Genomic DNA, 23579 nt, shown 5'->3' with positions numbered 1-23579 from the left:
CTTTTGCCTCTATCGAAAACAGGGAACGCGTTGTGAAAAAAATTATCTTACTGATCCTGATTGTTATCGCCCTTGCCGCGGGTGGCGTGTACTGGATGAAAGCGGGTAATCCGAATGCGTTGCGACATATCGTTCTCGACCAGTGTGTGCCGAATCAGATCCAGCACCGTAATCCGGCGCCGTGTGCGCAGGTGAAAACAGATGCAGGCTACGTGGTGTTTAAAGACCGCAACGGGCCGCTGCAGTTTCTGCTGATGCCAACCTACCGCATCAACGGCACCGAAAGCCCGCTGTTGACCGAACCTCATACGCCGAACTTTTTCTGGCTGGCCTGGCAGTCGCGAAGCTTTATGACCCTGAAGCGCGGATCCGAGGTGCCTGACAGCGCCATTTCGCTGACGATTAACGCCCCGACGGGCCGTACGCAGAATCATTTCCATATTCATATCTCCTGCCTGCGCCCGGACGTGCGCGAAAAGCTCAATGCGTCTCAGGGAGAAATCACCACCCAGTGGCTCCCGTTCCCGGGCGGGCTGGAAGGGCATGAATATCTTGCTCGTCGGGTGACGGAGAATGAACTGGTCCAGCGCAGCCCGTTTATGATGCTGGCAGAAGAGTTGCCCGAAGCGCGTGACCATATGGGGCGCTTCGCGCTGGCGATGGCGCAGCAGTCGGATGGTTCGTTTGTTTTGCTGGCGACGGAGCGCAACCTGCTGATGCTGAACCGCGCATCGGCGGAGGAATTGCAGGATCATCAATGCGATATCCTGAAGTAACCCCACCATAAATAGCGTTTACTCAACCTGCCTGTCGCCGTAGACTTGCTGAAAAATTCTACAGGAGACAGGTATGTCGCTCTGGTCAACGTATCCTCTGTTGCTGCCCTCGCTGATCGTTGGCGTCACCATCGTGCTATGGGCGACGTCGCTCTTGCCGGAGTTTATCACCGCGCTGCTGTTCTTCACCGCAGCGATGACGGCGAAAATTGCTCCACCTGAGGTTATCTTCGGCGGTTTTGCCTCGTCGGCTTTCTGGCTGGTGTTCAGCGGTTTTGTGCTCGGCGTGGCGATCCGCAAAACCGGGCTGGCGGACAGGGCCGCCCGGGCGCTGTCCGCAAAGCTCACCGACTCCTGGGTATTGATGGTGGCGAGCGTGGTGCTGCTGAGCTACGCGCTGGCGTTTGTTATGCCGTCGAATATGGGGCGTATTGCGCTGCTGATGCCGATTGTCGCCGCGATGGCAAAGCGCGCCGGTATTGCTGACGGCTCCCGCGCCTGGTTTGGTCTGGCGCTGGCGGTGGGGTTCGGGACGTTTCAGCTTTCGGCGACGATCCTGCCTGCAAACGTCCCTAACCTGGTGATGAGCGGCGCGGCGGAAGGCTCGTACGGTATCCACCTGAACTATGTCCCGTATCTGCTGCTGCACACGCCGGTGCTGGGTATTCTCAAAGGCCTGATCCTGATTGGCCTTATCTGCTGGCTTTTTCCCGGTCATCCAAAACCCCCGAAGGAACAGACGTTATCTGAACCTATGGGCCGGGATGAAAAACGTCTTGCCTGGCTGCTGGCGATAGTGCTGGGGATGTGGGTGACGGAGAGCTGGCACGGCGTGGGGCCCGCGTGGACGGGGCTGGCGGCCTCGGTCATCGTTATGCTGCCGCGCGTGGGCTTTATCACCGGAGAGGAGTTTTCTGCCGGTGTGAATATGCGTACCTGTATCTATGTTGCCGGTATTCTGGGGCTGGCGATTGTCGTCACGCAAACCGGGATTGGAACGGCGGTGGGCGAGGCGTTGCTCCGCATTATGCCGCTGGATGCAGAGAGACCGTTCACCAGCTTCCTGGCGCTGACCGGTATTACCACCGCGCTCAACTTTATTATGACCGCCAACGGCGTTCCGGCGCTGTATACCACCCTGGCGCAGAGTTTTTCGGATGCGACAGGTTTCCCTTTGCTGTCAGTGATCATGATCCAGGTACTGGGTTATTCCACGCCGCTCTTGCCGTATCAGGCGTCGCCAATTGTGGTGGCGATGGGGTTAGGGAAGGTGCCTGCAAAGGCGGGGATGGTGCTCTGTCTGGCGCTGGCAATTGTCACGTATCTGGTGCTGCTGCCGCTGGATTATCTGTGGTTTAGCGTTTTAGGTCGTTTGTAGCGATTTTGTAGGGCGGGTAAGCGCAAGCGCCACCCGCCACAACAGCATTACGCCTGTTTAGCCGCTTCTGCCGCTTTAACGATCACCGCGAAAGCGTCAGCTTTCAGGGATGCACCGCCAACCAGCGCGCCATCGATGTCTGGCTGGGTGAACAGCTCAGCAGCGTTGGATGCGTTAACGGAACCGCCGTACTGGATAATCACTTGCTCAGCCACTTTCGCGTCCGCTTTAGCAATGTGGTCACGGATGAATTTGTGAACCGCCTGAGCCTGTGCAGGGGTAGCTGATTTACCGGTACCGATCGCCCAGACTGGCTCGTATGCGATAACCGCACCTTCGAACGCTGCCGCGCCCTGGGTTTTCAGCACCGCGTCGATCTGACGTGCGCAGACTTCTTCGGTTTTGCCTGCTTCGTTTTCTGCTTCGGTTTCACCGATGCACAGAACCGGAATCAGACCCTGCTCTTTCAGCACAGCGAATTTCTTCGCGATGAACTCGTCAGATTCTTTGTGGTAGGTGCGACGCTCAGAGTGGCCGATGATGATGTATTTCGCGCCGATATCTTTCAGCATTTCAGCGGACGTTTCACCGGTGAACGCGCCAGACAGGTTAACGTCAACGTTCTGCGCGCCCAGCACGATGTGGCTGCCGTCAGCGGCATGTTTAGCCAGATCCAGGTACATATCCGGCGGAGCGATAGCAACCGCGCAGCCCGTCACGCCAGCCAGCTCTTTACGCAGGTTCGCAACCAGCTCGTTTACCATGTGGCGGCTGCCGTTCAGTTTCCAGTTACCCATCACTAAAGGATGTCGCATTTCAATTCTCCACGCTAAATAAGCGAATTAAGGAATATGGCCACCCTGACGGGCAGCATGGTCTGTGAATCAGTATAGAGATTTTCCCCCGAAAGGCTTTGCTTTTTGTCATTAATTCGCCCCGCCGAGGGTGTCAGATAGTGCCAGCTTAATCGGTTCAACTGCGAAGGTCAGTCCTTTTTCGCCGTTGTCCGCCACAACATAGCGAATCGCGCCTTCGGTATCGGCGTAGTAACGCTTGTTTTTACCGGCAGTGAGGAGTTTTTGCAGCTTTTGCTGGCTTTGTTTTTTCGTCAGCGCGGGGGTAAAAGCCTGCAACACAGCGCTCATATACTCCAGCGCCTTTGCCTTAGCGGCTTTCTGCTCCGGCCCCTGTATCGGCAGCCAGGTGATTTGCATGCTTTTGATTTTTAACGTACCGCGCTCCAGCGCCGTGGAGGCATACAAATTCTCGTTAATCTTGCTGGCTGCACGGGTCAGGGTCGGGGTATCGCGGGAGCCATCGATGGCACGAAATTCATCCAGTGGCAGCGTTGGGTTGGCCTGATTGAAGGTTTCACGAAACTGGCTGATGGACTGATCGAACGACGGCGCACCCGCCAGCAGATACGGTGCGGTGGTCGGGGCCGTCGTTTCAGCGGCGTGCAGGGGGAAACCCGCGCTGAGCAGTGCTAAACACAGGAAGAGATAACGTGCCGAACTTTTCATCAACATTGCCCCTGGCCGTAAGTGCTCATGATTAAAACGATATCTGGTCGGCTTGTCAAAAGGTCACAACTCCAGGGTAAAATGCGCGCAATACGATAATAAGGAACCTTACATGACCATACAGCAGTGGCTGTTTTCATTCAAAGGGCGTATTGGACGCCGCGATTTCTGGATCTGGATGGTGACGTGGGTTGTCGCCATGCTGCTTCTGTTTTTTGTTGCTTATAACGCCTGGCTAAGCACGCAAACGGCGGCCTTTGCGCTGGTCTGCCTGCTATGGCCAACGGCCGCCGTGGTGGTGAAACGTCTGCACGATCGTGGTCGTTCCGGCGCATGGGCATTTCTGATTATTCTGGCGTGGATGCTGGTGGCGGGAAACTGGGCGATGCTGCCGTCCATCCTGCCGTGGGTGGTGGGCAGGCTGCTGCCGTCGGTCATCTTCGTGATGATGGTTATCGATCTGGGCGCGTTTATCGGCACCCAGAGCGAAAACAAATACGGTAAAGATACCGTTGAGGTGAAGTACCGCTGATCACCAGTAGTGTTCAGCAGTCATATGACCCGGCCGGCGGCGAAGGTGTTTCGTCATCTGCCGGGTATCTTTCAGAAGCTGCTGCGTGTCGCGAACCATCTGCGGGTTGCCGCACAGCATCACGTGGCTGGTTTCGGCGCTCATTGGCAAACCCACCGCCTCTTCCAGGGCACCACTTTCGATTAACGCTGGTACGCGGCCAGTCAGCGTTCCTGCTACGGTTTCGCGGCTGACCACCGTCTGAATCTTTAACTTTCCGCCATACTGCTGTTCCAGCGCCTGCATCTGCGGCAAATAGCTCAAGTCTGCAGCGTAGCGCGCAGCGTGAACCAGCACGATGTTTTTAAAGCGTTCCAGGTCTTTGCCGTACTGCAGAATAGAGAGGTAGGGGCCAATGGCCGTACCGGTGGCCAGCATCCAGAGGGTGTCACAGTCAGGGATTTCCTCGAGCACAAAGAAGCCGGCGGCTTCACTCACAATTTGCACCTCGTCTCCGGGCTTAAGGGCGGCAAGGCGCGGGCTGAGTTTGCCGTCCGGAACGGTGACCAGATAAAACTCGAGGTCCGGGTTATCAGGGGCGTTAACGTATGAGTAGGCGCGCTGTACGCGCTCGCCGTCGACATCCAGCCCCAGCTTCGCAAATTGCCCGGCTTTAAACGGGTGGACGGGAGCATGCAGGGTGAGACTAAATAGCGCATCGGTCCAGAACTGTATTTTTGTGACTTTACCTGTTACCCAGTCCGCCATGATCTTCTCCTGTGCTGTTTCTCTGTTCTATCTTCCGTACTTACCGGGGAGATTTCCAGCCCCTTTGGGCCGGAAAGCTCTATCGATCAAACGGTTTTACAGAATGTGCGTCTGCACGTCCGGGTCTTTGCGGTCGAGATAGTGGATTGACTGAATGCGACGAATGGTGCGCGATTTACCGCGGATCAGCAGCGTTTCAGTGGTCGCCATATTGCCTTTGCGGGTAATGCCGTCCAGCAGGTCGCCTTTAGTAATACCGGTTGCCGAGAAGACAACATTATCGCTACGAGCCATCTCGTTCAGCGCGAGCACTTTATTGGCCTCGATGCCCATCGCTTCGCAGCGTGCCAGCTCATTTTCCCCAATACGGCGGTTCTCTTCGCTGTCGCCTTTCACCTCATGACGTGGCAGCAGACGGGCCTGCATATCGCCATCCAGCGCGCGGATCACTGCCGCTGATACCACGCCTTCCGGCGCGCCTCCGATGCCGTACAGCACATCCACTTCGCTGTCTGGCATGCAGGTCAAAATGGAGGCGGCAACGTCGCCATCCGGAATGGCAAACACCCGCACGCCGAGCTTTTGCATCTGCGCGATGGTGGCGTCGTGGCGCGGTTTGGCCAGAATAGTCACGGTAAGTTCGCTAAGGGGTTTGGCCAGCGCTTTGGCGATGTTGCGCAGGTTCTCTTCCAGCGGCAGGCTGAGGTCGATAGCGCCCTTCGCGCCAGGACCGACAATCAGCTTCTCCATATACATATCCGGCGCGTTGAGGAAACAGCCTTTATCGCCTACAGCCAGCACCGCCAGGGCATTGGCCTGACCCATCGCCGTCATGCGGGTGCCTTCGATCGGGTCGACGGCGATATCCACGGCATCGCCGTTGCCGGTACCCACTTTTTCACCAATATAGAGCATCGGCGCTTCGTCGATCTCGCCTTCGCCGATCACGATAGTACCGTCGATGTTGACCTGGTTAAGCACAATGCGCATGGCATGGACGGCCGCGCCGTCTGCGGTATTTTTGTCACCACGACCCAGCCATTTATAGCCTGCAAGGGCGGCGGCTTCGGTGACGCGGGAAAACTCGATAGCAAGTTCACGTTTCATGAGGTACTCGTGCAATCAAAAGGAATTGCACGAAGTTTATCACAGAGTGGGGAGACGAGTTCCCTCTCCCCGATGGGGAGAGGGTTGGGGAGAGGGGGATTACTCGTCGTGCTCTTCCCACGCCAGGGCGCGTTTCACCGCTTTTTTCCAGCCGCTGTAGCGGAAGTTACGTTCGGTGGTTTCGATGCCAGGACGGAATTCGCGTTCGATAACCGCTTTCTCCTGCAGCTCGTCCAGGTTCTGCCAGAAGCCGACGGCCAGACCGGCAAGGTACGCTGCACCCAGCGCAGTGACTTCACGCACTTCAGGACGCTCCACGCGGGTGCCCAGAATGTCGGACTGGAACTGCATCAGGAAGTTGTTCGCCACCGCGCCGCCGTCCACGCGCAGGGCGTGCAGACGAATGCCGGAGTCAGCCTGCATCGCTTCCAGCACGTCACGCGTCTGGTAGGCGATGGATTCCAGGGTGGCGCGAATAATGTGGTTAGAGTTCACACCACGCGTCAGGCCGAAAATCGCGCCGCGAGCGTACGGGTCCCAGTACGGTGCGCCCAGACCGGTGAATGCAGGCACCACGTACACGCCGTTGGTGTCTTTCACTTTGGTCGCGAAGTACTCGGAGTCGAATGCATCGCTGATCAGCTTCATCTCGTCACGCAGCCACTGGATAGATGCACCGGCCATGAACACCGCACCTTCCAGGGCATAGTTCACTTCGCCGCGTGGGCCGCAGGCGATGGTGGTCAGCAGGCCGTTTTCTGATTTCACCGCTTTCTCGCCGGTGTTCATCAGCATAAAGCAGCCGGTGCCGTAGGTGTTCTTCGCCATCCCTTCCTTAACGCACAGCTGGCCGAACAGCGCCGCCTGCTGGTCACCGGCGATACCGGCGATAGGAATACGCGTACCGCCTTTACCGCCGATGTTGGTCTGGCCGTACACTTCAGAAGATTTACGCACTTCAGGCAGCATCGCGCGTGGGATATCCAGCGCGTCCAGCATCTTGTCATCCCACTCCAGGGTGTTGATGTTGAACAGCATGGTACGCGAGGCGTTGGTGTAGTCGGTGACATGAACGCGTCCCTGGGTCATCTTCCAGATAAGCCAGGTATCGACGGTGCCGAACAGCAGCTCACCGCGTTTTGCACGCTCGCGTGACCCTTCCACGTGGTCGAGGATCCACTTCACTTTGGTGCCGGAGAAATACGGGTCAACCACCAGACCCGTGGCGCTGCGGACGTACTCTTCCATGCCATCACGCTTCAGCTGCTCGCAGATCTCAGAAGTACGACGGCACTGCCAGACGATGGCGTTGTAAATCGGTTTTCCGGTTTCACGCTCCCAGACAATCGTTGTTTCACGCTGGTTGGTGATACCAATTGCGGCGATCTCGTCGGAACTGATATCGGCTTTCGCCAGCACTTCGACCAGCGTGGAGCTTTGTGATGCCCAAATCTCCATCGGGTCGTGTTCTACCCAGCCTGGACGAGGATAAATTTGTTCAAATTCGCGCTGTGACACGCTGACGATGTTCGCGTCATGATCCATTACGACAGCGCGGGAGCTGGTAGTGCCCTGGTCGAGCGCAACGATATATTTTTTTTCGGTCATGGTATGTGTCCCGTAGTCAGATTACAGCGAAGCTTTTTGTTGTGCGGTAGAAGTCGTCTCCTTCTCCTCTTCCACACAGGTGTCGCACGGTAAGTGGCGACCAATTAATTTGCGGTAGCTAAATGCGCCCAGCGCAGCCCCGACAACCGGTGCAAACAGCGGTACCAGGAAGTAAGGAATGTCTTTGCCACCGGTAAAGGCGACGTCGCCCCAGCCTGCGATAAAGGCAAACGCTTTCGGTCCGATATCACGCGCCGGGTTCATCGCGAATCCGGTCAGTGGGCCCATGGATGCGCCAATTACCGCAATCAGCAGGCCAATCAGCAGAGGAGCCAGCGGGCCGCGCGGAATGCCGTTTCCGTCGTCGGTCAGCGCCAGGATTACGCCCATCAGAATAGCGGTAATCACCATTTCAACTGCGAATGCCTGCACAAAATTGATATGCGGGTTTGGATAGGTTGAGAAGATACCTGCCAGATCCAGACTTTCGACGCTGCCGCGCACCATATGATGCGTCTGTTCGAAGTCGATGAAAAGATTGTAATAAAGCCCGTAAACTAACGCCGCTGCGCAAAACGCGCCGGCAAACTGAGAAAGAATGAAAGGAACAACTTTGCGTCCGTCGAAGCACGCGAACAGCCACAGTGCGATAGTCACCGCCGGGTTAAGATGTGCACCAGAAACCCCTGCAGTCAGGTAGATGGCCATCGCCACGCCCAGACCCCAGATGATACTGATTTCCCACTGACCAAAACTGGCACCCGCCACTTTCAGTGCAGCGACACAACCCACTCCGAAGAATATCAACAACCCGGTACCAAGGAACTCGGCAATGCACTGGCCTTTTAAGGTTGATGTCTGACTCATAATCGGAATCCTGAAGAAATTGATGTTTATTGTTAGCATGGCCGCCCGTGACAGCCACGATGTCCTGTAGACATAGTGTTAATTTATCGTTAACGAGCAAAAACGAGAAATATCGAAATCAAAATGTGTGGTCTGTGTCAATAAAATGAGCGTTTTCGCGCCATAAAGCACATTTTTACAACAGCGCCGGAATGTGAGCTGAATCATTTCATTAACGAATGAGTTAACAATTTAGGGGTATATGACGCGAACGCACCAGGACCAGACCTAAAAGTGTTGCAAACCGCGATCTGCGCGGCGTGTCGCTGGACACAGAGCGCCGCGCTCCATACAATCGATGGAATATGTCGTGCGCGTTTATGTTAAAGCGTCGCCTTGCAATTCAGGAGAGGTAGCATCATGTCTTTAGAAGTGTTTGAGAAACTGGAATCGAAAGTACAGCAGGCGATTGACACCATCACGCTGCTGCAGATGGAAATTGAAGAGCTGAAAGAGAAGAACAACAGCCTGGCGCAGGAAGTTCAGAATGCGCAGCACAGCCGCGAAGAACTGGAGCGCGAAAACAACCAGCTGCGCGAGCAGCAGAACGGCTGGCAGGATCGCCTGCAGGCGCTGCTGGGACGTATGGAAGAAGTCTGATTCCCATAGAGAAGAACAGAGTAGGCCGGGTCAGGCGAAGCCGCCACCCGGCTTTTTTTATAGTTTTCGCTCACTGACATCAAACCATAAAAAAGGCCGCCAATGGCGGCCTTAACGCTACTTGTCCTGCGCTGTCATAGCATAAGCAACAAACCCACCAGGTTCATCACTCTTTACCACGAGTACGCTGGCGACAATGAACGCGATACATAAATAGCGTTTCATTATGCGGTCCCTGCAGCTAACCGCTCCACCGTTCACCACCGGTGATAAGTCGGTGGACACAAGCCCTGGCGTGGGCTGCACTACGGTTGTGAATATACCTTTCCCTGGACCGATGCCCATTTGCGAGATGGCGGAAAGGGACGCTGCATCATAGTTAACATCAGCCTCGCCGTTAAGATGTGCAAATAAAATTAAGATTTTATAAAGAGTCTGAGGGATTGCCTGCCGCTTATTGAGGGGTATGATAAAAGTCCCTGGTGTGGAGCTGTAAATTCTCCCAACGGACCGCGAATCCCGAGGGACAAAAAAACCGCCACATTGCTGTTGGCGGTTTTTTTATGGTTCACGCTGACTGTTTTACTACTCAATATCCAGTGGATCTTCGGACAGGATAATGCCGGTATTATCGGCGTAGAGATGGTCCCCGGAGAAGAAGGTCACGCCGCCGAAGTTAACGCGCACGTCGCTTTCGCCGATGCCGTCACCTGCCGCACCTACCGGAATCGCCGCAATGGCCTGAATCCCGATATCCAGCTCCTCCAGATCGTCTACCTGGCGCACGGAACCGTACACCACAAGGCCTTCCCACTCATTCTGTACGGCAATGCCGGCCAGCTCTGCATCAATCAAGGCGCGCCGCACGGAACCGCCGCCGTCGATCACCAGAACGCGGCCGCGGCCGTTCTGTTCGAGCAGATCGTACAGCAACCCGTTATCCTCGAAACATTTCACCGTGACGATTTGACCGCCAAACGACGACCGCCCACCAAAGTTGGAGAATAACGGTTCAACGACGTTGACATCTTCCTGGTAGATGTCACAAAGCTCGGAGGTATCGTATTTCATAGGGTTAACGCTCAGTTGCTGCGAATGTGTTCAGTATATCGTGCGAAATGCGTTGTTGGCAAAATCATCAATTGTTAATTGATATTTGTCAGCTAACGCAGCGTCTGGCTTAAGACAATCCCAATGACGAACAACAGGTTAGTCAGCAGCGCGCCTTTTACCGTGCGCTCCAGCATCGGCGGCATGGCAGCCGGGCTGCGTTCACGCATGACAAAGCGGGCCTGTTTAATCAACAGCGGCGCGGCAAGCAAAAACAGCCAGCCCCACAGACTGTGCAGGGAAATCAGGTTAAACAGCGCGAGACAGACCAGGGCACCCAGCAGCAGGCAGACATGGTAGCGACGCGCATTCACTGGCCCCAGACGGACCGCCAGGGTGTTTTTGCCGTTCTCGCGATCGCTGTCGATGTCGCGCAGGTTGTTGATGTTGAGCACTGCTGTCGCCAGCAGACCGCAGGCGGTCGCGGGCAGGAACAGGGCCGGGATCACCGTATGCGCCTGCAGATACCAGCTTCCCATCACGCTCAGCCAGCCGAAGAACACCAGCACGGAGATATCCCCGAGACCAATATAACCGTAGGGGCGCGTACCGACGGTATAAGTGATGGCGGCAATAATGGCCAATAGCCCCAGCACCAGGAAGCCAATAAAATCGCTGGTGGTATTAGACGCCACCGTCACCAGTGCCAGGCCGGATAGGCAGATCAGCACCACGGTGATTATCAGCGCACGTTTCATCTGCGCCTGAGTGATCACCCCTTTTTGCATTCCACGCAGTGGCCCGATACGGTCCGGCTTGTCACTGCCTTTCACCGCATCGCCATAATCGTTGGCAAGGTTGGAGAGGATCTGCAGCAGACCCGCGGTAATCAATGCGAGTGCGGCCACCAGAGGATCAAAATAACCTTGCCACCAGGCAAGCGCCGTACCGACAATAATCGCGGCAAAGGCCAGAGGAAGGGTTTTAGGGCGCAAACTTTCGAGCCACGCCTGAGTACGGCTGATGTCAGTCATAAGTATTTAGCCAATAAAAATGGGGGCATTAGCCCCCATTAAACGTGATGAGAATGCAGTAACCGCGATTATAGGATAAAACGGCTCAGATCTTCATCTGCCACTAACGCATCCAGATGTTTACTCACATAGTCTGCGTCAATGGTAACGGTTTGACCGCTGAGGTCGCTCGCGTCATAAGAGATATCTTCCACCAGGCGTTCCAGCACGGTGTGCAGACGACGCGCGCCGATGTTCTCGGTGGTTTCGTTCACCTGCCATGCGGCCTGAGCAATACGCTTGATACCGTCTTCGGTGAATTCGAGGTTCACGCCTTCGGTCGCCATCAGCGCTTTGTACTGAACGGTAGCAGAAGCGTTTGGCTCGGTCAGGATACGTTCGAAATCTTCGGTGGTCAGCGCCTGCAGCTCAACGCGGATGGGCAGACGTCCCTGCAGTTCCGGGATCAGATCCGACGGGCTGGCGACCTGGAACGCACCTGAAGCGATAAACAGGATGTGGTCCGTTTTCACCATGCCGTGCTTGGTTGAGACGGTGCAGCCTTCCACCAGCGGCAGGAGGTCGCGCTGAACGCCTTCGCGGGAAACATCCGGGCCGGAACTGTTGCCGCCGCGCTTACAAATTTTGTCGATTTCGTCGATAAACACGATACCGTGCTGCTCAACCGCATCGATAGCGTCCTGCTTCAGCTCTTCCGGGTTCACCAGCTTCGCCGCTTCTTCTTCAATCAACAGCTTCATCGCGTCTTTGATTTTCAGCTTACGCGCTTTTTGCTTCTGACCACCCAGGTTCTGGAACATGGACTGCAGCTGGCTGGTCATCTCCTCCATTCCCGGAGGCGCCATGATTTCCACACCCATTGGCGCGGCAGCGAGATCGATCTCAATCTCTTTGTCGTCCAGCTGACCTTCACGCAGTTTTTTACGGAACGCCTGACGTGCCGCAGACGGTTCAGCCTGCTGTTCAGCCTGGCCCCAGTTATTTTTCGCCGGTGGGATCAGCACGTCGAGAATGCGCTCTTCAGCCATCTCTTCTGCGCGATAGCGGTTTTTCTCAATCGCCTGGACGCGCACCATTTTGATCGCCGAATCGGTCAGATCGCGGATGATGGAGTCCACTTCTTTACCTACATAGCCCACTTCGGTGAACTTGGTGGCTTCCACTTTGATGAACGGCGCATTAGCCAGTTTTGCCAGGCGACGGGCGATCTCGGTTTTACCGACGCCGGTCGGGCCGATCATCAGAATGTTTTTTGGCGTCACTTCATGGCGCAGCTCTTCGTCGAGCTGCATGCGGCGCCAGCGGTTACGCAGGGCAATCGCCACGGAACGCTTCGCGTTGTCCTGGCCGATAATATGTTTGTCCAGTTCGCTGACAATTTCGCGTGGGGTCATTTCAGACATGGGAGATCCTTACGCTTTGGAGGTCAATTCTTCGATGGTGTGATTGTGGTTGGTATAGATGCAGATATCACCTGCAATATCCAACGCCTTCACCGCGATATCACGCGCGTTCATGTCGGTGTTCTCCAACAGCGCGCGGGCTGCAGCCTGGGCATAAGGGCCGCCAGAACCGATGGCAATCAGGTCATTTTCCGGCTGAATCACGTCACCGTTACCGGTGATGATAAGCGAAGCGGTTTCATCGGCCACCGCCAGCAGCGCTTCGAGCTTGCGCAGCATGCGGTCGGTACGCCAGTCTTTTGCCAGCTCCACGGCGGCTTTCACCAGATGACCCTGGTGCATTTCCAGTTTACGTTCAAACAGTTCAAACAGCGTGAAGGCATCAGCCGTGCCGCCCGCAAAACCGGCGATCACTTTGTCGTTATAGAGACGACGCACTTTCTTCACGTTGCCTTTCATGACGGTATTACCCAGCGTGGCCTGGCCATCACCGGCGATTACCACATGGCCGTTACGGCGTACACTTACTATTGTTGTCACGAGCAGACCCCCTGGTTACAGAATCGGGAAACAGGAGCCCTGAGCCTGTGCCCAGGGCTGAATAGAATGATAGATGGGGGGGAATTTGGGGGTTTCAACCCCCGGATGCGAGTCGAATGCAGTTTGTGTGACCGGCAAGTTTCAAACGAGAAATGGTGCCATCGGCATTTTCTTTGCCTTTGACCGGACCAATCACCACGCGATTCCAGCCGTTATTGGTGGTAATTCGCGAGTCAAACCCTTCAAAAGCCAGCTGCGCACGCACCGTTTCCGCCTGCTCGGCGCCTTTGAACGAACCACACTGAACCATCCAGCGACGTTCGTCTTTTTTCTCTGCCGTCTGCTTAGGTGCTTCGGTCTCTTTGGTGATCGGCGCGGCCTGCTGCGTTTTCGGCTGCTGTGCGGTGGTATGCGCAGGCGTCTGCAGCAGATCCTGATACGGCTGAGCCACCTGCTTCTGCGGCTGGGCCTTCGGCTGTTGCTGAGCAGGTTGGGACTGCGCCGTACGCGTCTGCTGCTGGTACGGCTGTTCCGTGACGCGCGGCTGCGCTTTAGGCTGCTGTACCGGCTGGGTTTGCGCCCACTGCTGTTGTTGCTGTTGCTGCTGAATCTGCTGTTGCGCCTGACGTCGCTGCAGCGTCTGCTGGCGCTGTTCCGGCGTCTGCTCATTCCACGGCACTTCATTCAGCTGCGTAGGCTGCTGGCGCATATCGGCCTGCATTTGTGCCAGCAGCTGACGCTGTTCATCCGTCAGTTGATTCGCATTCTGCACTTCACCACCCGCAGAAGGTTCGGTTGGCGCACGTACCCCAGGCTGACGGCTTTCCAGCTCTTTGATATAGCGCCAGCGCTCTTCAGGCTTCGGAGGAAGGCCATTTCCGGCCACTTTACTGGCCTGAAGCGCCTCAGACTCTTCTTTTTTATGGTGCGTGATAAAGTACAGGCCACCAATAAAGGCGACGACTACAGCCGCAGCAATAGCGACCATTGCTGGCGAGACAGCAGGCAGGTTACGTTGCTTTTTCCTTGAGCTACTCTTTTTGCGTCGCGAAGGTGCCGGCTGGCCGCGACGTACATAATCTCGTTGTGCCACTATCGTTTCGCTGTATTTATTCGTTCGTCAGTCCGCCATGTTACTTAAGCGGCGGGGCTTTGACCAGATAAGGGTGTCCTAAAGACGTTTACTTTAAGTCAATGCCTGGGTCGTGCCACGGACAATCAGTTCGCAGTCCAGCAACCGTGAGCCGCTGCTAACTGTTTGACCGTGAAGCTGATCCAGCAGAAGAAGCATCGCTTCGCGGCCGATTTGGTAGCGCGGCTGAGAAACCGTTGAGAGCGGCGGATCGCAAAATTCTGAAAGCGAAATATTATCGAATCCGATGATGGATAAATCTTTCGGTATCCGCAGGCCGCGACGTTTGGCGTACGAAAGCGCGCCCAGCGCCATCACATCGCTGTGACAAAATACGGCGGTTGGCGGCTCTGGCAGATCCAGCAGCCTTTCCAGCGCCTGTCCCCCGGCTGCGAAGGTAAAGTCACCGCGCGCAATGTAGTGCGGATCGACGATGGCGCCGGTACGGCGCAGCGCCTGCACGTAGCCCTGCAGACGGTAGTGACACAGCGGCATCTCTTCCGGCCCGGCAATGCAGCCAATCCGTTTATGTCCCAGTTCCTGGAGATAGTTCACGGCGTTGAACGCGGCGGTGAGGTTATCGATATGGACCGTCGGCAGCTCCAGCTCGGGCGCAAACTCGTTGGCCATCACCATCGGCGGTAAATTCCGCTGTTCTTCAATGCTGGCGTCGAACGGCAGGCGCGAGCCAAGCAGCAGCATACCGTCAATCTGCTTGGTGATAATGAGGTCGATAAACGTTTTTTCTTGCTGGTTCTGGTGGGCACAGTCGCCAATCAGCACCAGGTAGCCCTGTTCCGCTGCGGTGACTTCAATTCCGCGAATAATTTCGCTGAAGAAGGGATCGCAGATGTCCGGCACAATCACCAGAATGGTACGCGACTCGTTGCGCTTCACGTTACGCCCCATTGCCTGCGGAAAATAGCCCACTTCCAGCGCAGCCTGCTCCACCCGGTTACGGGTCGCCTGGGAGACTTTATCCGGGTTCATTAATGCGCGGGACACGGTTGCCGTTGAGACTTGTGCTTTCTCGGCAACGTCTTTCATGGTCGCCGCAGCAACCTCTTTCCTGGACTTCAACGTCTTCTCCTCGCCTGAACACCGAACTTCTGACGTCACCATTTTTACAGATAGTTAATGGAATCGGTTACAGAATTTTCATAAAAAGTGTGAGGAGCGTTAAATTTTTCGATCCGCCTTCAGCCTTCGATGGGATCGACATCCAGAACCCACTTCACTTTTCGCGCTTCGGGCAGGGTGTTAATCAGCACCAGCGCGCCGCTGACGATATGCTGAAGACGAACCCGCGAGGGGTGCTGGAGCAAAATTTGCCAGCGAAAACGTCCCCCGCGCTTGGGGGCCAGCGCCGGAACCGGACCTAAAATCCACAGTTGATTATCCACCAGCGGGCTGGCCTGCAGGAGGTTTCTCAGCTGCTGCAGGAAAAGCGGCGCCTGCTGGTTGTTATGGTCTTCCGCGCGGATGATAACGTGGCTGGTCCACGGGGGAAGCTGCATGGTCTGGCGTTCGGCCAGCGCCTGCTCGGCGAAGGCGTCATAGCCTTTATGCAGCAGGGTTTGCAGCAACGGGTGCTCCGGGTGGTGCGTTTGCAGAACGACTTCTCCCTGCTTGCCGGCGCGACCCGCACGTCCCGCCACCTGGGTATAGAGCTGGGCAAAACGCTCGGCTGAGCGGAAATCGGCAGAGAACAGCGCGCCGTCCACATCCAGCAGGGCGACCAGTGTCACGTCCGGAAAGTGATGGCCTTTGGCCAGCATTTGGGTGCCAATCAGAATGCGTGCGCCTCCGCGATGCACTTCCGCCAGCTGCTGTTCCAGCGCCCCTTTGCGGCTGGTGGTATCTCTGTCGATACGGGAAATGGGCACATCCGGGAATAAGGGGGCCAGAGCCTGTTCCAGCTGCTCCGTTCCCAGACCAACCGGCACAATATGCGTAGACCCGCACGAGGGGCACTGGCGTGGCACCGGGCGCTGGCTGTCGCAGTGGTGGCAGCGCAAATGACGCTGGGCCTGGTGGAAGGTGTAGTAATGGTCACAGCGCGGGCACTCGGCAATCCAGCCGCAGTCGTGGCACAGCAGGGCGGGGGCAAACCCGCGTCGGTTAAGGAACAGAATGACCTGGTTCCCCGCCTGCAAATGCTGGCGCATGCGGGTAATAAGCGCGGGCGCTAACCCTGCCTGAACCTGCTGGCCTTTTAGATCCAGCACGTGCTGAATGGCCGGACGGGCATTCCCCGCGCGGCGCGTCAGGCGCAGCATATGGTATTTACGCTGGCGCACGTTGTGCAGCGTTTCGAGCGCAGGCGTGGCGGAGCCGAGAATAATGGGGATTTGCTCGCTGTGGGCGCGATAAACAGCCAGATCGCGGGCGTGATAGCGCCAGCCTTCCTGCTGTTTATAGGAGCTGTCGTGCTCTTCGTCGATCACGATAACGCCAAGGTTTTTAAACGGCGTGAACAGCGACGAGCGGGTGCCGATCACAATCGCCGCTTCGCCGTTCTTCGCTTTCAGCCAGGCGCTGAGCCGTTCGCTGTCGTTCAGGCCGGAGTGCAGCACTTCAACCGGCGCATTGAAGCGTTCGCGAAAGCGGGCGATGGTTTGCGGCGTCAGGCCAATTTCCGGCACCATCACCAGCGCCTGCTTGCCCTGAGCGAGCACGTTTTCCAGCACGCTCAGGTAGACTTCGGTCTTGCCGGAGCCGGTGACCCCCGCTAGCAGCCAGGCAGAGAAATGGTCGGAGGCGCTATGAATCGCCCCCACGGCGGTGGCCTGCTCGGTATTCAAACGCAGGCGATCCCCTGAGACGGAGAAACTCTCCCGCCAGTCGTGCAGGGCAGGTGCTTCGCTTGCCAGTTCGCTCAGCCCTTTCTTTCTTAAGGCCTGTAGCGCCGTTTCGCTGACCTCGAGCTCATCAACCTGGTGACGCCAGATTTTTCCCTGACGCAGGGCCGCCAGCGCCTGCTGCTGTTTCTGCGAGCGCTTCAGGCTATTGATATCCACCGCCTGGCCCTGCTCGGTCGCAAACCAGTACCACATTGGCGCATGGCTGGCGCTCTTGCCCTGGCGCAGCATGATCGGCAGGGCGTGGAACAGAACGTCGCCGATGGGGTGATGATAATAATCCGCCGCCCACAGCAGCAGTCGCCAGGTGCTGAGGGAGTAAACCGGCTCGTTGTCCAGCACTTCAACAATCGATTTCAGTTCGCTAAGCGGTAATTCGCTTTTATCGCTGACGGAGACGACGATCCCCACACGCTGCTGTTTGCCGAACGGCACGGTCACGCGACAGCCCGCTTTTGCGCTCATGCTGTCAGGCAGCAGGTAGTCAAAGGTGCGGGGAAGCGGAACGGGCAGGGCAACGTGAGCGACGGGCATCGAATCTTCCTGACTTGAAAAGTGGCGCGTTAGTATACACATTAGTGAAAGCGGCGTGCGGATCAGTTTGCATACGTTGGTCAAATTCTGTATGATTCGCCGCCTTTGGTGTACTTTACGCCAAAGAACTTACAATCAACATCGCGTGGTGTCTGGCGTTAGGGCTGGAAGAGCGACGCGGCCTTAACTGAGGTTCTCCCATGAAAAAAGATATTCACCCGAAATACGAAATGATTACTGCAAACTGCTCTTGCGGTAACTCTATCCAGATCCGCTCTACCGTGGGTCACGATCTGAACCTGGACGTGTGCGGCAAATGCCACCCGTTCTACACTGGTAAGCAGCGTGATGTTGCAACCGGTGGCCGTGTTGACCGCTTCAACAAGCGTTTCAGCATCCCGGGCGCTAAGTAAGTTTCCCGAAAAAAAGGCACCGCAAGGTGCCTTTTTTGTATCCGCTTCTCAGTATTCCCACGTCTCCGGGTCAATACCCAGTTCACGCATGATCACCTTCGCCTCTTCCGGGATTTCGTCACTACGCTCTTTGCGCAGATCGTCATCGTTCGGCAACGGTTGACCGGTAAACGCATGCAGAAACGCTTCGCACAGCAGTTCGCTGTTGGTTGCGTGGCGCAGGTTGTTCACCTGACGACGCGTACGTTCATCGGTGAGGATCTTCAACACCTTCAGAGGAATGGAAACCGTAATTTTCTTTACTTGCTCACTCTTCTTACCGTGCTCAGCGTATGGGCTGATATATTCGCCGCTCCATTCAGCCATGAGATACCTTTAATCCTCTCAGTCATTTATCTAAAGGTGCAAAACCTGTAACCACCCGTTTTGAACCGCAATCTTGCCTAGTTTACCGTAGAGACGATACCGTGGCACGGATATTGCCGCTGCAGCGTGCACTAAAGCATATAATTTTAACGGCTATTTGCGCATTGCTCAATCTATACGCAAAGAAGTTTAGATGTCCAGATGTATTGACGTCCATACTTTCAGTGTTTACTCTGGTGCCTGACTTTTCACCTCATTCGCCAGGAAGCCCTCACCATGACGCGTAAACAGGCCACTATCGCAGTGCGTAGCGGATTAAATGATGACGAGCAGTACGGCTGCGTTGTCCCGCCCATTCATCTTTCCAGTACCTATAATTTCACCGGATTTAATGAACCCCGCGCGCATGATTACTCGCGTCGTGGCAATCCTACGCGTGACGTGACCCAGCGCGCGCTGGCGGAACTGGAAGGTGGCGCAGGGGCAGTATTAACCAATACCGGGATGTCTGCCATCCATCTGGTAACCACCGTGTTCCTGAAACCGGGCGATCTGCTGGTGGCGCCGCACGATTGCTACGGCGGCAGCTATCGTCTGTTTGATAGCCTGGCGAAACGCGGCTGCTATCGCGTGCGGTTTGTCGATCAAAACGACGAACAGGCGCTGAAACAGGCGCTGGCAGAGAAACCGAAGCTGGTGCTGGTGGAAAGTCCAAGCAATCCATTGTTGCGCGTTGTCGATATTGCGAAAATTTGTCAGCTCGCAAGGGATGCGGGAGCGATAAGTGTAGTGGATAATACCTTCCTCAGTCCGGCCCTTCAGAACCCACTCGCACTGGGTGCCGATCTGGTATTGCATTCATGCACAAAATATCTGAACGGCCATTCTGACGTGGTCGCGGGCGTGGTGATTGCTAAAGATCCTGATGTTGTCACCGAACTGGCATGGTGGGCGAATAACATTGGCGTCACCGCCGGGGCTTTCGACAGTTATCTGCTGTTACGCGGCATTCGCACGCTGTCGCCGCGTATGGAGGTGGCGCAGCGCAATGCCCAGGCGATTGTCGATTTCCTGAAAACACAGCCGCTGGTGAAGAAGCTCTATCACCCGTCGCTGCCTGAAAACCAGGGGCATGAGATTGCCGCGCGTCAGCAGAAAGGGTTTGGCGCGATGTTAAGTTTTGAACTGGACGGTGACGAGCAAACGCTGCGTCGCTTCCTGAGCGGGCTGTCATTGTTTACGCTGGCGGAATCCTTAGGTGGGGTTGAAAGCTTGATCTCCCACGCCGCGACCATGACGCACGCAGGTATGGCACCCGAAGCACGTGCCGCCGCCGGGATTTCTGAGACGCTACTGAGGATCTCAACCGGTATTGAAGATTCTGAAGATTTAATTGCCGATCTGGAAAATGGCTTCCGGGTCGCAGCCAAGGGGTAATCATGAGTGTGATAGCGCAGGCAGGGGCGAAGGGTCGTCAGCTGCACAAGTTTGGTGGTAGTAGTCTTGCTGATGTGAAATGTTATCTGCGTGTCGCAGGGATCATGACAGAGTATTCGCAGCCGGGGGACATGATGGTTGTCTCTGCGGCAGGCAGCACCACCAACCAGTTGATTAGCTGGCTGAAACTGAGCCAGACCGATCGCCTTTCTGCGCATCAGGTGCAACAGTCCTTACGTCGTTATCAGAGCGAGCTGATTGCCGGCCTGCTGCCTGCGGACGTGGCTGACGGGCTGATCAGCGCCTTTACCCATGACCTTGAGCGTCTGGCTGCGCTGCTCGACAGCGGTATTACCGATGCGGTGTATGCTGAGGTGGTGGGCCACGGTGAAGTGTGGTCCGCGCGTCTGATGGCCGCTGTGCTGCAACATCTGGGGGTGGACGCCGCCTGGCTCGACGCGCGCGATTTCCTGCGCGCTGAACGCGCCGCACAGCCGCAGGTGGATGAAGGCTTGTCCTACCCGCTGCTGCAACAGCTGCTGGTGCAGCACCCGGGCAAACGGATTGTGGTGACTGGCTTTATCAGCCGCAGCAGTGCGGGCGAAACCGTACTGCTTGGCCGTAACGGCTCCGACTACTCGGCAACGCAGATTGGCGCCCTGGCGGGCGTCTCTCGCGTCACCATCTGGAGCGACGTGGCGGGTGTTTACAGCGCGGACCCGCGTAAAGTGAAAGATGCCTGCCTGCTGCCGCTGCTGCGACTGGATGAAGCCAGCGAGCTGGCCCGTCTGGCCGCACCGGTGCTGCACACCCGTACGCTGCAGCCGGTTTCCGGTAGCGATATCGACCTGCAGCTGCGCTGCAGTTACACCCCAGATCAAGGCTCCACGCGCATTGAGCGCGTGCTGGCGTCCGGTACCGGCGCGCGTATCGTCACCAGCCATGACGACATCTGTCTGATTGAGTTCCAGGTGCCGGCGGGCCAGGACTTCAAACTGGCGCATAAAGAGATCGACCTGGTGTTAAAGCGTGCTCAGGTACGCCCGCTGGCTGTGGGGGTTCACAATGACCGCCAGCTGCTGCAGTTCTGCTACACCGCTGAAGTGGCGGACAGCGCCCTGAAAATCCTCGATGAAGCGGGTCTGCCGGGCGAGCTTCGCCTGCGTCAGGGACTGGCAATGGTGGCGATGGTGGGGGCGGGCGTCACCCGTAACCCGCTGCACTGCCACCGCTTCTGGCAGCAGTTGAAAGGCCAGCCGGTGGAATTTACCTGGCAATCGGAAGAGGGCATCAGCCTGGTCGCCGTCCTGCGAAAAGGTCCTACCGAAAGCCTGATTCAGGGCCTGCATACCTCTCTGTTCCGCGCTGAAAAACGCATCGGCCTGGTGCTGTTTGGTAAAGGCAACATCGGTTCCCGCTGGCTGGAGCTGTTTGCCCGCGAGCAGGTCACGCTCTCGGCGCGTACCGGCTTTGAATTCATTCTCGCAGGCGTCGTGGACAGCCGCCGCAGCCTGCTGAACTACGAGGGGCTGGATGCCAGCCGCGCGCTTGCCTTCTTTAATGACGAAGCCGTCGAACAGGATGAAGAGTCGCTGTTCCTGTGGATGCGCGCGCACCCGTATGACGATCTGGTGGTGCTGGACGTTACCGCCAGTGAACAGCTTGCCGATCAGTATCTTGATTTTGCCAGCCACGGCTTCCACGTTATCAGTGCGAACAAACTGGCAGGGGCAAGCAGTACCGATAAATACCGTCAAATCCACGACGCGTTTGAAAAAACAGGACGCCACTGGCTCTACAACGCCACGGTTGGGGCTGGCCTGCCGGTCAACCACACGGTACGTGACCTGATTGAAAGCGGTGACAGCATTCTGGCGCTGAGCGGTATCTTCTCCGGCACGCTCTCCTGGCTGTTCCTGCAGTTTGACGGCACCGTGCCGTTCACTGACCTGGTGGATCAGGCGTGGCAGCAGGGCTTAACGGAACCCGATCCGCGCGTTGACCTCTCCGGTAAAGACGTCATGCGTAAGCTGGTGATCCTGGCGCGTGAAGCCGGTTATGACATCGAGCCGGATTCCGTCCGCGTCGAGTCACTGGTGCCTGCTGGCTGTGAGGAGGGCTCGGTGGATCATTTCTTTGAGAATGGTGAAGAGCTTAACGAGCAGATGGTACAGCGTCTGGAAGCGGCGAACGAGATGGGTCTGGTGCTGCGTTACGTAGCGCGTTTCGAGGCGAATGGAAAAGCGCGTGTCGGTGTCGAAGCGGTGCGTCCTGAACATCCGCTGGCGGCGCTGCTACCGTGCGATAACGTCTTTGCCATCGAAAGCCGCTGGTACCGCGATAACCCGCTGGTGATCCGCGGTCCTGGCGCGGGGCGTGATGTGACCGCCGGGGCAATCCAGTCCGACATCAATCGTCTGGCTAAGCTGCTGTAACCCCCTCACCCTAACCCTCTCCCCAAAGGGAGAGGGGACTGCCCGGTGCGGTCTTTTCCCCCTCATCATGAATTTCCTTCATCTTCCCTGAGCAAACCTCACCGTTATTGTTGATTATTTATGTTGACGTCCCTGCGCTTTTCCGTCATTTTTACATCTGGACGTCTAAACGTATAGAAGTTCACAACACAACAGACAATGACAAGCGATTGATAGAGGTAAGGTATGAGCTTTTTTCACGCCAACCAGCGGGAAGCACTGAATCAGAGCCTGGCCGAAGTAAACGGCCAGATTAACGTCTCTTTTGAATTTTTCCCGCCGCGCACCAGTGAAATGGAGCAAACCCTGTGGAGCTCTATCGATCGTCTCAGCAGCCTGAAACCGAAGTTTGTCTCGGTGACCTACGGCGCGAACTCCGGTGAGCGTGACCGCACGCACAGCATCATTAAAGGCATCAAAGATCGTACCGGTCTGGAGGCGGCGCCGCACCTCACCTGTATTGACGCGACCCGCGACGAACTGCGTGCCATCGCTCAGGACTACTGGAACAACGGCATTCGTCATATCGTCGCCCTGCGCGGCGACCTGCCGCCGGGAAGCGGTAAGCCGGAAATGTATGCGGCGGATCTGGTCGCTCTCCTGAAAGATGTCGCGGACTTTGATATCTCCGTTGCCGCTTATCCTGAAGTACACCCGGAAGCGAAAAGCGCCCAGGCCGATCTGCTTAACCTGAAGCGTAAAGTGGATGCCGGGGCAAACCGTGCCATTACGCAGTTCTTCTTTGATGTGGAAAGCTACCTGCGCTTTCGCGACCGCTGCGTCTCCGCGGGCATCGACGTTGAAATAATCCCGGGCATTCTGCCGGTCTCTAACTTCAAACAGGCGAAGAAGTTTGCCGATATGACCAACGTGCGCATCCCGCTGTGGATGTCCAAAATGTACGAAGGGCTGGACGATGACCCGGAAACCCGCAAGCTGGTGGGCGCCAATATCGCGATGGATATGGTGAAGATCTTAAGCCGCGAAGGGGTGAAAGACTTCCATTTCTATACCCTGAACCGCGCGGAGATGAGCTACGCCATTTGTCATACGCTCGGTGTTCGCCCGGCATAATAAGCATAAAGCCCTCATATCATGAGGGCTTTTTTAGTCGCGTGAAAAGTTAAAAGGTATTAGCTATCGAATCTGTGGATTAAT

The 23579-nt window shown here is 56.4% G+C and carries 22 protein-coding genes; 8 read left to right on the top strand and 14 right to left on the bottom strand.

Features of this window, described 5'->3' with window-relative positions:
* Window positions 1–32 precede the first annotated feature (32 nt).
* Both C1N69_RS22255 and C1N69_RS22250 read left to right on the top strand, forming a co-directional pair.
* On the top strand, window positions 33–776 hold the full coding sequence (locus C1N69_RS22255) for a CDP-diacylglycerol diphosphatase (protein ID WP_155031875.1): 744 nt from the start codon (window positions 33–35) through the stop codon (window positions 774–776).
* 73 nt (window positions 777–849) lie between these two features.
* Window positions 850–2154, top strand: coding sequence for an SLC13 family permease (locus tag C1N69_RS22250; protein ID WP_047959722.1), 1305 nt, complete (start codon window positions 850–852; stop codon window positions 2152–2154).
* 47 nt (window positions 2155–2201) lie between these two features.
* Here C1N69_RS22250 and tpiA read toward each other — a convergent pair whose 3' ends face one another.
* Both tpiA and C1N69_RS22240 read right to left on the bottom strand, forming a co-directional pair.
* On the bottom strand, window positions 2202–2969 hold the full coding sequence (gene tpiA, locus C1N69_RS22245; RefSeq protein ID WP_148400105.1) for a triose-phosphate isomerase: 768 nt from the start codon (window positions 2967–2969) through the stop codon (window positions 2202–2204).
* 111 nt (window positions 2970–3080) lie between these two features.
* On the bottom strand, window positions 3081–3677 hold the full coding sequence (locus C1N69_RS22240) for a DUF1454 family protein (RefSeq protein ID WP_094919447.1): 597 nt from the start codon (window positions 3675–3677) through the stop codon (window positions 3081–3083).
* Window positions 3678–3789: 112 nt separating this feature from the next.
* Between C1N69_RS22240 and C1N69_RS22235 the strand changes: the two genes are divergently transcribed.
* A complete protein-coding gene (locus tag C1N69_RS22235; protein ID WP_025758820.1) occupies window positions 3790–4209 on the top strand; it encodes a DUF805 domain-containing protein in 420 nt (139 codons plus the stop codon).
* Here the strand turns inward: C1N69_RS22235 and fpr are convergent, their stop codons facing one another.
* From fpr to C1N69_RS22215, 4 genes are all read right to left on the bottom strand, one after another.
* Complete coding sequence (gene fpr / locus C1N69_RS22230; protein ID WP_025758821.1) at window positions 4210–4956, bottom strand: ferredoxin--NADP(+) reductase; 747 nt, start codon at window positions 4954–4956, stop codon at window positions 4210–4212.
* A gap of 96 nt (window positions 4957–5052) precedes the next feature.
* Entirely contained in the window at window positions 5053–6063 is a 1011-nt protein-coding gene (gene glpX / locus C1N69_RS22225; protein ID WP_059386306.1) for a class II fructose-bisphosphatase, read from the bottom strand.
* Between the two features lie 99 nt (window positions 6064–6162).
* A complete protein-coding gene (gene glpK, locus C1N69_RS22220) occupies window positions 6163–7671 on the bottom strand; it encodes a glycerol kinase GlpK (protein WP_014885706.1) in 1509 nt (502 codons plus the stop codon).
* 21 nt (window positions 7672–7692) lie between these two features.
* Window positions 7693–8538 (bottom strand): MIP/aquaporin family protein, encoded by an 846-nt coding sequence (locus C1N69_RS22215; protein ID WP_014885705.1) that lies wholly within the window; start codon window positions 8536–8538, stop codon window positions 7693–7695.
* Between the two features lie 399 nt (window positions 8539–8937).
* Here C1N69_RS22215 and zapB point away from each other — a divergent pair, with 399 nt between their 5' ends.
* Window positions 8938–9177 (top strand): septal ring assembly protein ZapB, encoded by a 240-nt coding sequence (zapB, locus tag C1N69_RS22210; RefSeq protein ID WP_008501806.1) that lies wholly within the window; start codon window positions 8938–8940, stop codon window positions 9175–9177.
* A gap of 585 nt (window positions 9178–9762) precedes the next feature.
* Here the strand turns inward: zapB and rraA are convergent.
* The 7 genes from rraA to priA all read right to left on the bottom strand — a co-directional run bounded on the left by rraA (window position 9763) and on the right by priA (window position 17731).
* On the bottom strand, window positions 9763–10248 hold the full coding sequence (gene rraA, locus C1N69_RS22205) for a ribonuclease E activity regulator RraA (protein ID WP_045285714.1): 486 nt from the start codon (window positions 10246–10248) through the stop codon (window positions 9763–9765).
* A gap of 92 nt (window positions 10249–10340) precedes the next feature.
* Window positions 10341–11261: a 1,4-dihydroxy-2-naphthoate polyprenyltransferase gene (menA, locus tag C1N69_RS22200; RefSeq protein WP_155031874.1), complete on the bottom strand. Its 921-nt coding sequence runs from the start codon at window positions 11259–11261 to the stop codon at window positions 10341–10343.
* A gap of 68 nt (window positions 11262–11329) precedes the next feature.
* A complete protein-coding gene (gene hslU / locus C1N69_RS22195) occupies window positions 11330–12664 on the bottom strand; it encodes an HslU--HslV peptidase ATPase subunit (RefSeq protein ID WP_025758829.1) in 1335 nt (444 codons plus the stop codon).
* A 9-nt stretch (window positions 12665–12673) separates the two neighbouring features.
* The gene (gene hslV / locus C1N69_RS22190; protein ID WP_008501802.1) at window positions 12674–13204 is read right to left on the bottom strand and encodes an ATP-dependent protease subunit HslV; all 531 of its coding nucleotides are present in this window, start codon (window positions 13202–13204) and stop codon (window positions 12674–12676) included.
* Window positions 13205–13298: 94 nt separating this feature from the next.
* A complete protein-coding gene (gene ftsN, locus C1N69_RS22185; protein ID WP_155031873.1) occupies window positions 13299–14297 on the bottom strand; it encodes a cell division protein FtsN in 999 nt (332 codons plus the stop codon).
* 93 nt (window positions 14298–14390) lie between these two features.
* Window positions 14391–15416: a DNA-binding transcriptional regulator CytR gene (gene cytR / locus C1N69_RS22180; protein ID WP_025758831.1), complete on the bottom strand. Its 1026-nt coding sequence runs from the start codon at window positions 15414–15416 to the stop codon at window positions 14391–14393.
* Between the two features lie 119 nt (window positions 15417–15535).
* Complete coding sequence (gene priA / locus C1N69_RS22175) at window positions 15536–17731, bottom strand: primosomal protein N' (RefSeq protein WP_155031872.1); 2196 nt, start codon at window positions 17729–17731, stop codon at window positions 15536–15538.
* Between the two features lie 200 nt (window positions 17732–17931).
* Between priA and rpmE the strand changes: the two genes are divergently transcribed.
* Complete coding sequence (rpmE, locus tag C1N69_RS22170; protein ID WP_003862040.1) at window positions 17932–18144, top strand: 50S ribosomal protein L31; 213 nt, start codon at window positions 17932–17934, stop codon at window positions 18142–18144.
* A gap of 48 nt (window positions 18145–18192) precedes the next feature.
* On the opposite strand, the gene metJ is transcribed toward rpmE, so the two are convergent.
* The gene (gene metJ, locus C1N69_RS22165; RefSeq protein WP_003862042.1) at window positions 18193–18510 is read right to left on the bottom strand and encodes a met regulon transcriptional regulator MetJ; all 318 of its coding nucleotides are present in this window, start codon (window positions 18508–18510) and stop codon (window positions 18193–18195) included.
* A 276-nt stretch (window positions 18511–18786) separates the two neighbouring features.
* On the opposite strand from metJ, the gene metB reads away from it, so the two are divergent.
* From metB to metF, 3 genes are all read left to right on the top strand, one after another.
* Window positions 18787–19947 (top strand): cystathionine gamma-synthase, encoded by a 1161-nt coding sequence (metB, locus tag C1N69_RS22155; RefSeq protein WP_155031871.1) that lies wholly within the window; start codon window positions 18787–18789, stop codon window positions 19945–19947.
* A gap of 2 nt (window positions 19948–19949) precedes the next feature.
* Window positions 19950–22382 (top strand): bifunctional aspartate kinase/homoserine dehydrogenase II, encoded by a 2433-nt coding sequence (locus tag C1N69_RS22150; RefSeq protein WP_047959715.1) that lies wholly within the window; start codon window positions 19950–19952, stop codon window positions 22380–22382.
* Window positions 22383–22607: 225 nt separating this feature from the next.
* Window positions 22608–23495 carry a methylenetetrahydrofolate reductase gene (gene metF, locus C1N69_RS22145; protein ID WP_023331596.1) on the top strand — a complete coding sequence of 296 codons (888 nt, stop codon included), beginning with the start codon at window positions 22608–22610 and terminating at the stop codon, window positions 23493–23495.
* Window positions 23496–23579: the final 84 nt, after the last annotated feature.

This window comes from Enterobacter sichuanensis (assembly GCF_009036245.1).
Taxonomy (GTDB): domain Bacteria; phylum Pseudomonadota; class Gammaproteobacteria; order Enterobacterales; family Enterobacteriaceae; genus Enterobacter; species Enterobacter sichuanensis.
This window is presented reverse-complemented; position numbering and strand designations above follow the sequence as displayed.

What these genes read in the sequence shown, in the direction of transcription:
- rpmE (WP_003862040.1), top strand. Translation starts at nt 17,932, where the DNA reads ATGAAAAAAGATATTCACCCGAAATACGAAATGATTACTGCAAACTGC.
- priA (WP_155031872.1), bottom strand. Translation starts at nt 17,731, where the DNA reads ATGCCCGTCGCTCACGTTGCCCTGCCCGTTCCGCTTCCCCGCACCTTT.
- glpK (WP_014885706.1), bottom strand. Translation starts at nt 7,671, where the DNA reads ATGACCGAAAAAAAATATATCGTTGCGCTCGACCAGGGCACTACCAGC.
- tpiA (WP_148400105.1), bottom strand. Translation starts at nt 2,969, where the DNA reads ATGCGACATCCTTTAGTGATGGGTAACTGGAAACTGAACGGCAGCCGC.
- metB (WP_155031871.1), top strand. Translation starts at nt 18,787, where the DNA reads ATGACGCGTAAACAGGCCACTATCGCAGTGCGTAGCGGATTAAATGAT.
- hslU (WP_025758829.1), bottom strand. Translation starts at nt 12,664, where the DNA reads ATGTCTGAAATGACCCCACGCGAAATTGTCAGCGAACTGGACAAACAT.
- glpX (WP_059386306.1), bottom strand. Translation starts at nt 6,063, where the DNA reads ATGAAACGTGAACTTGCTATCGAGTTTTCCCGCGTCACCGAAGCCGCC.
- menA (WP_155031874.1), bottom strand. Translation starts at nt 11,261, where the DNA reads ATGACTGACATCAGCCGTACTCAGGCGTGGCTCGAAAGTTTGCGCCCT.
- rraA (WP_045285714.1), bottom strand. Translation starts at nt 10,248, where the DNA reads ATGAAATACGATACCTCCGAGCTTTGTGACATCTACCAGGAAGATGTC.
- metJ (WP_003862042.1), bottom strand. Translation starts at nt 18,510, where the DNA reads ATGGCTGAATGGAGCGGCGAATATATCAGCCCATACGCTGAGCACGGT.
- fpr (WP_025758821.1), bottom strand. Translation starts at nt 4,956, where the DNA reads ATGGCGGACTGGGTAACAGGTAAAGTCACAAAAATACAGTTCTGGACC.
- C1N69_RS22235 (WP_025758820.1), top strand. Translation starts at nt 3,790, where the DNA reads ATGACCATACAGCAGTGGCTGTTTTCATTCAAAGGGCGTATTGGACGC.
- metF (WP_023331596.1), top strand. Translation starts at nt 22,608, where the DNA reads ATGAGCTTTTTTCACGCCAACCAGCGGGAAGCACTGAATCAGAGCCTG.
- C1N69_RS22215 (WP_014885705.1), bottom strand. Translation starts at nt 8,538, where the DNA reads ATGAGTCAGACATCAACCTTAAAAGGCCAGTGCATTGCCGAGTTCCTT.
- zapB (WP_008501806.1), top strand. Translation starts at nt 8,938, where the DNA reads ATGTCTTTAGAAGTGTTTGAGAAACTGGAATCGAAAGTACAGCAGGCG.
- C1N69_RS22250 (WP_047959722.1), top strand. Translation starts at nt 850, where the DNA reads ATGTCGCTCTGGTCAACGTATCCTCTGTTGCTGCCCTCGCTGATCGTT.
- C1N69_RS22240 (WP_094919447.1), bottom strand. Translation starts at nt 3,677, where the DNA reads ATGAAAAGTTCGGCACGTTATCTCTTCCTGTGTTTAGCACTGCTCAGC.
- C1N69_RS22150 (WP_047959715.1), top strand. Translation starts at nt 19,950, where the DNA reads ATGAGTGTGATAGCGCAGGCAGGGGCGAAGGGTCGTCAGCTGCACAAG.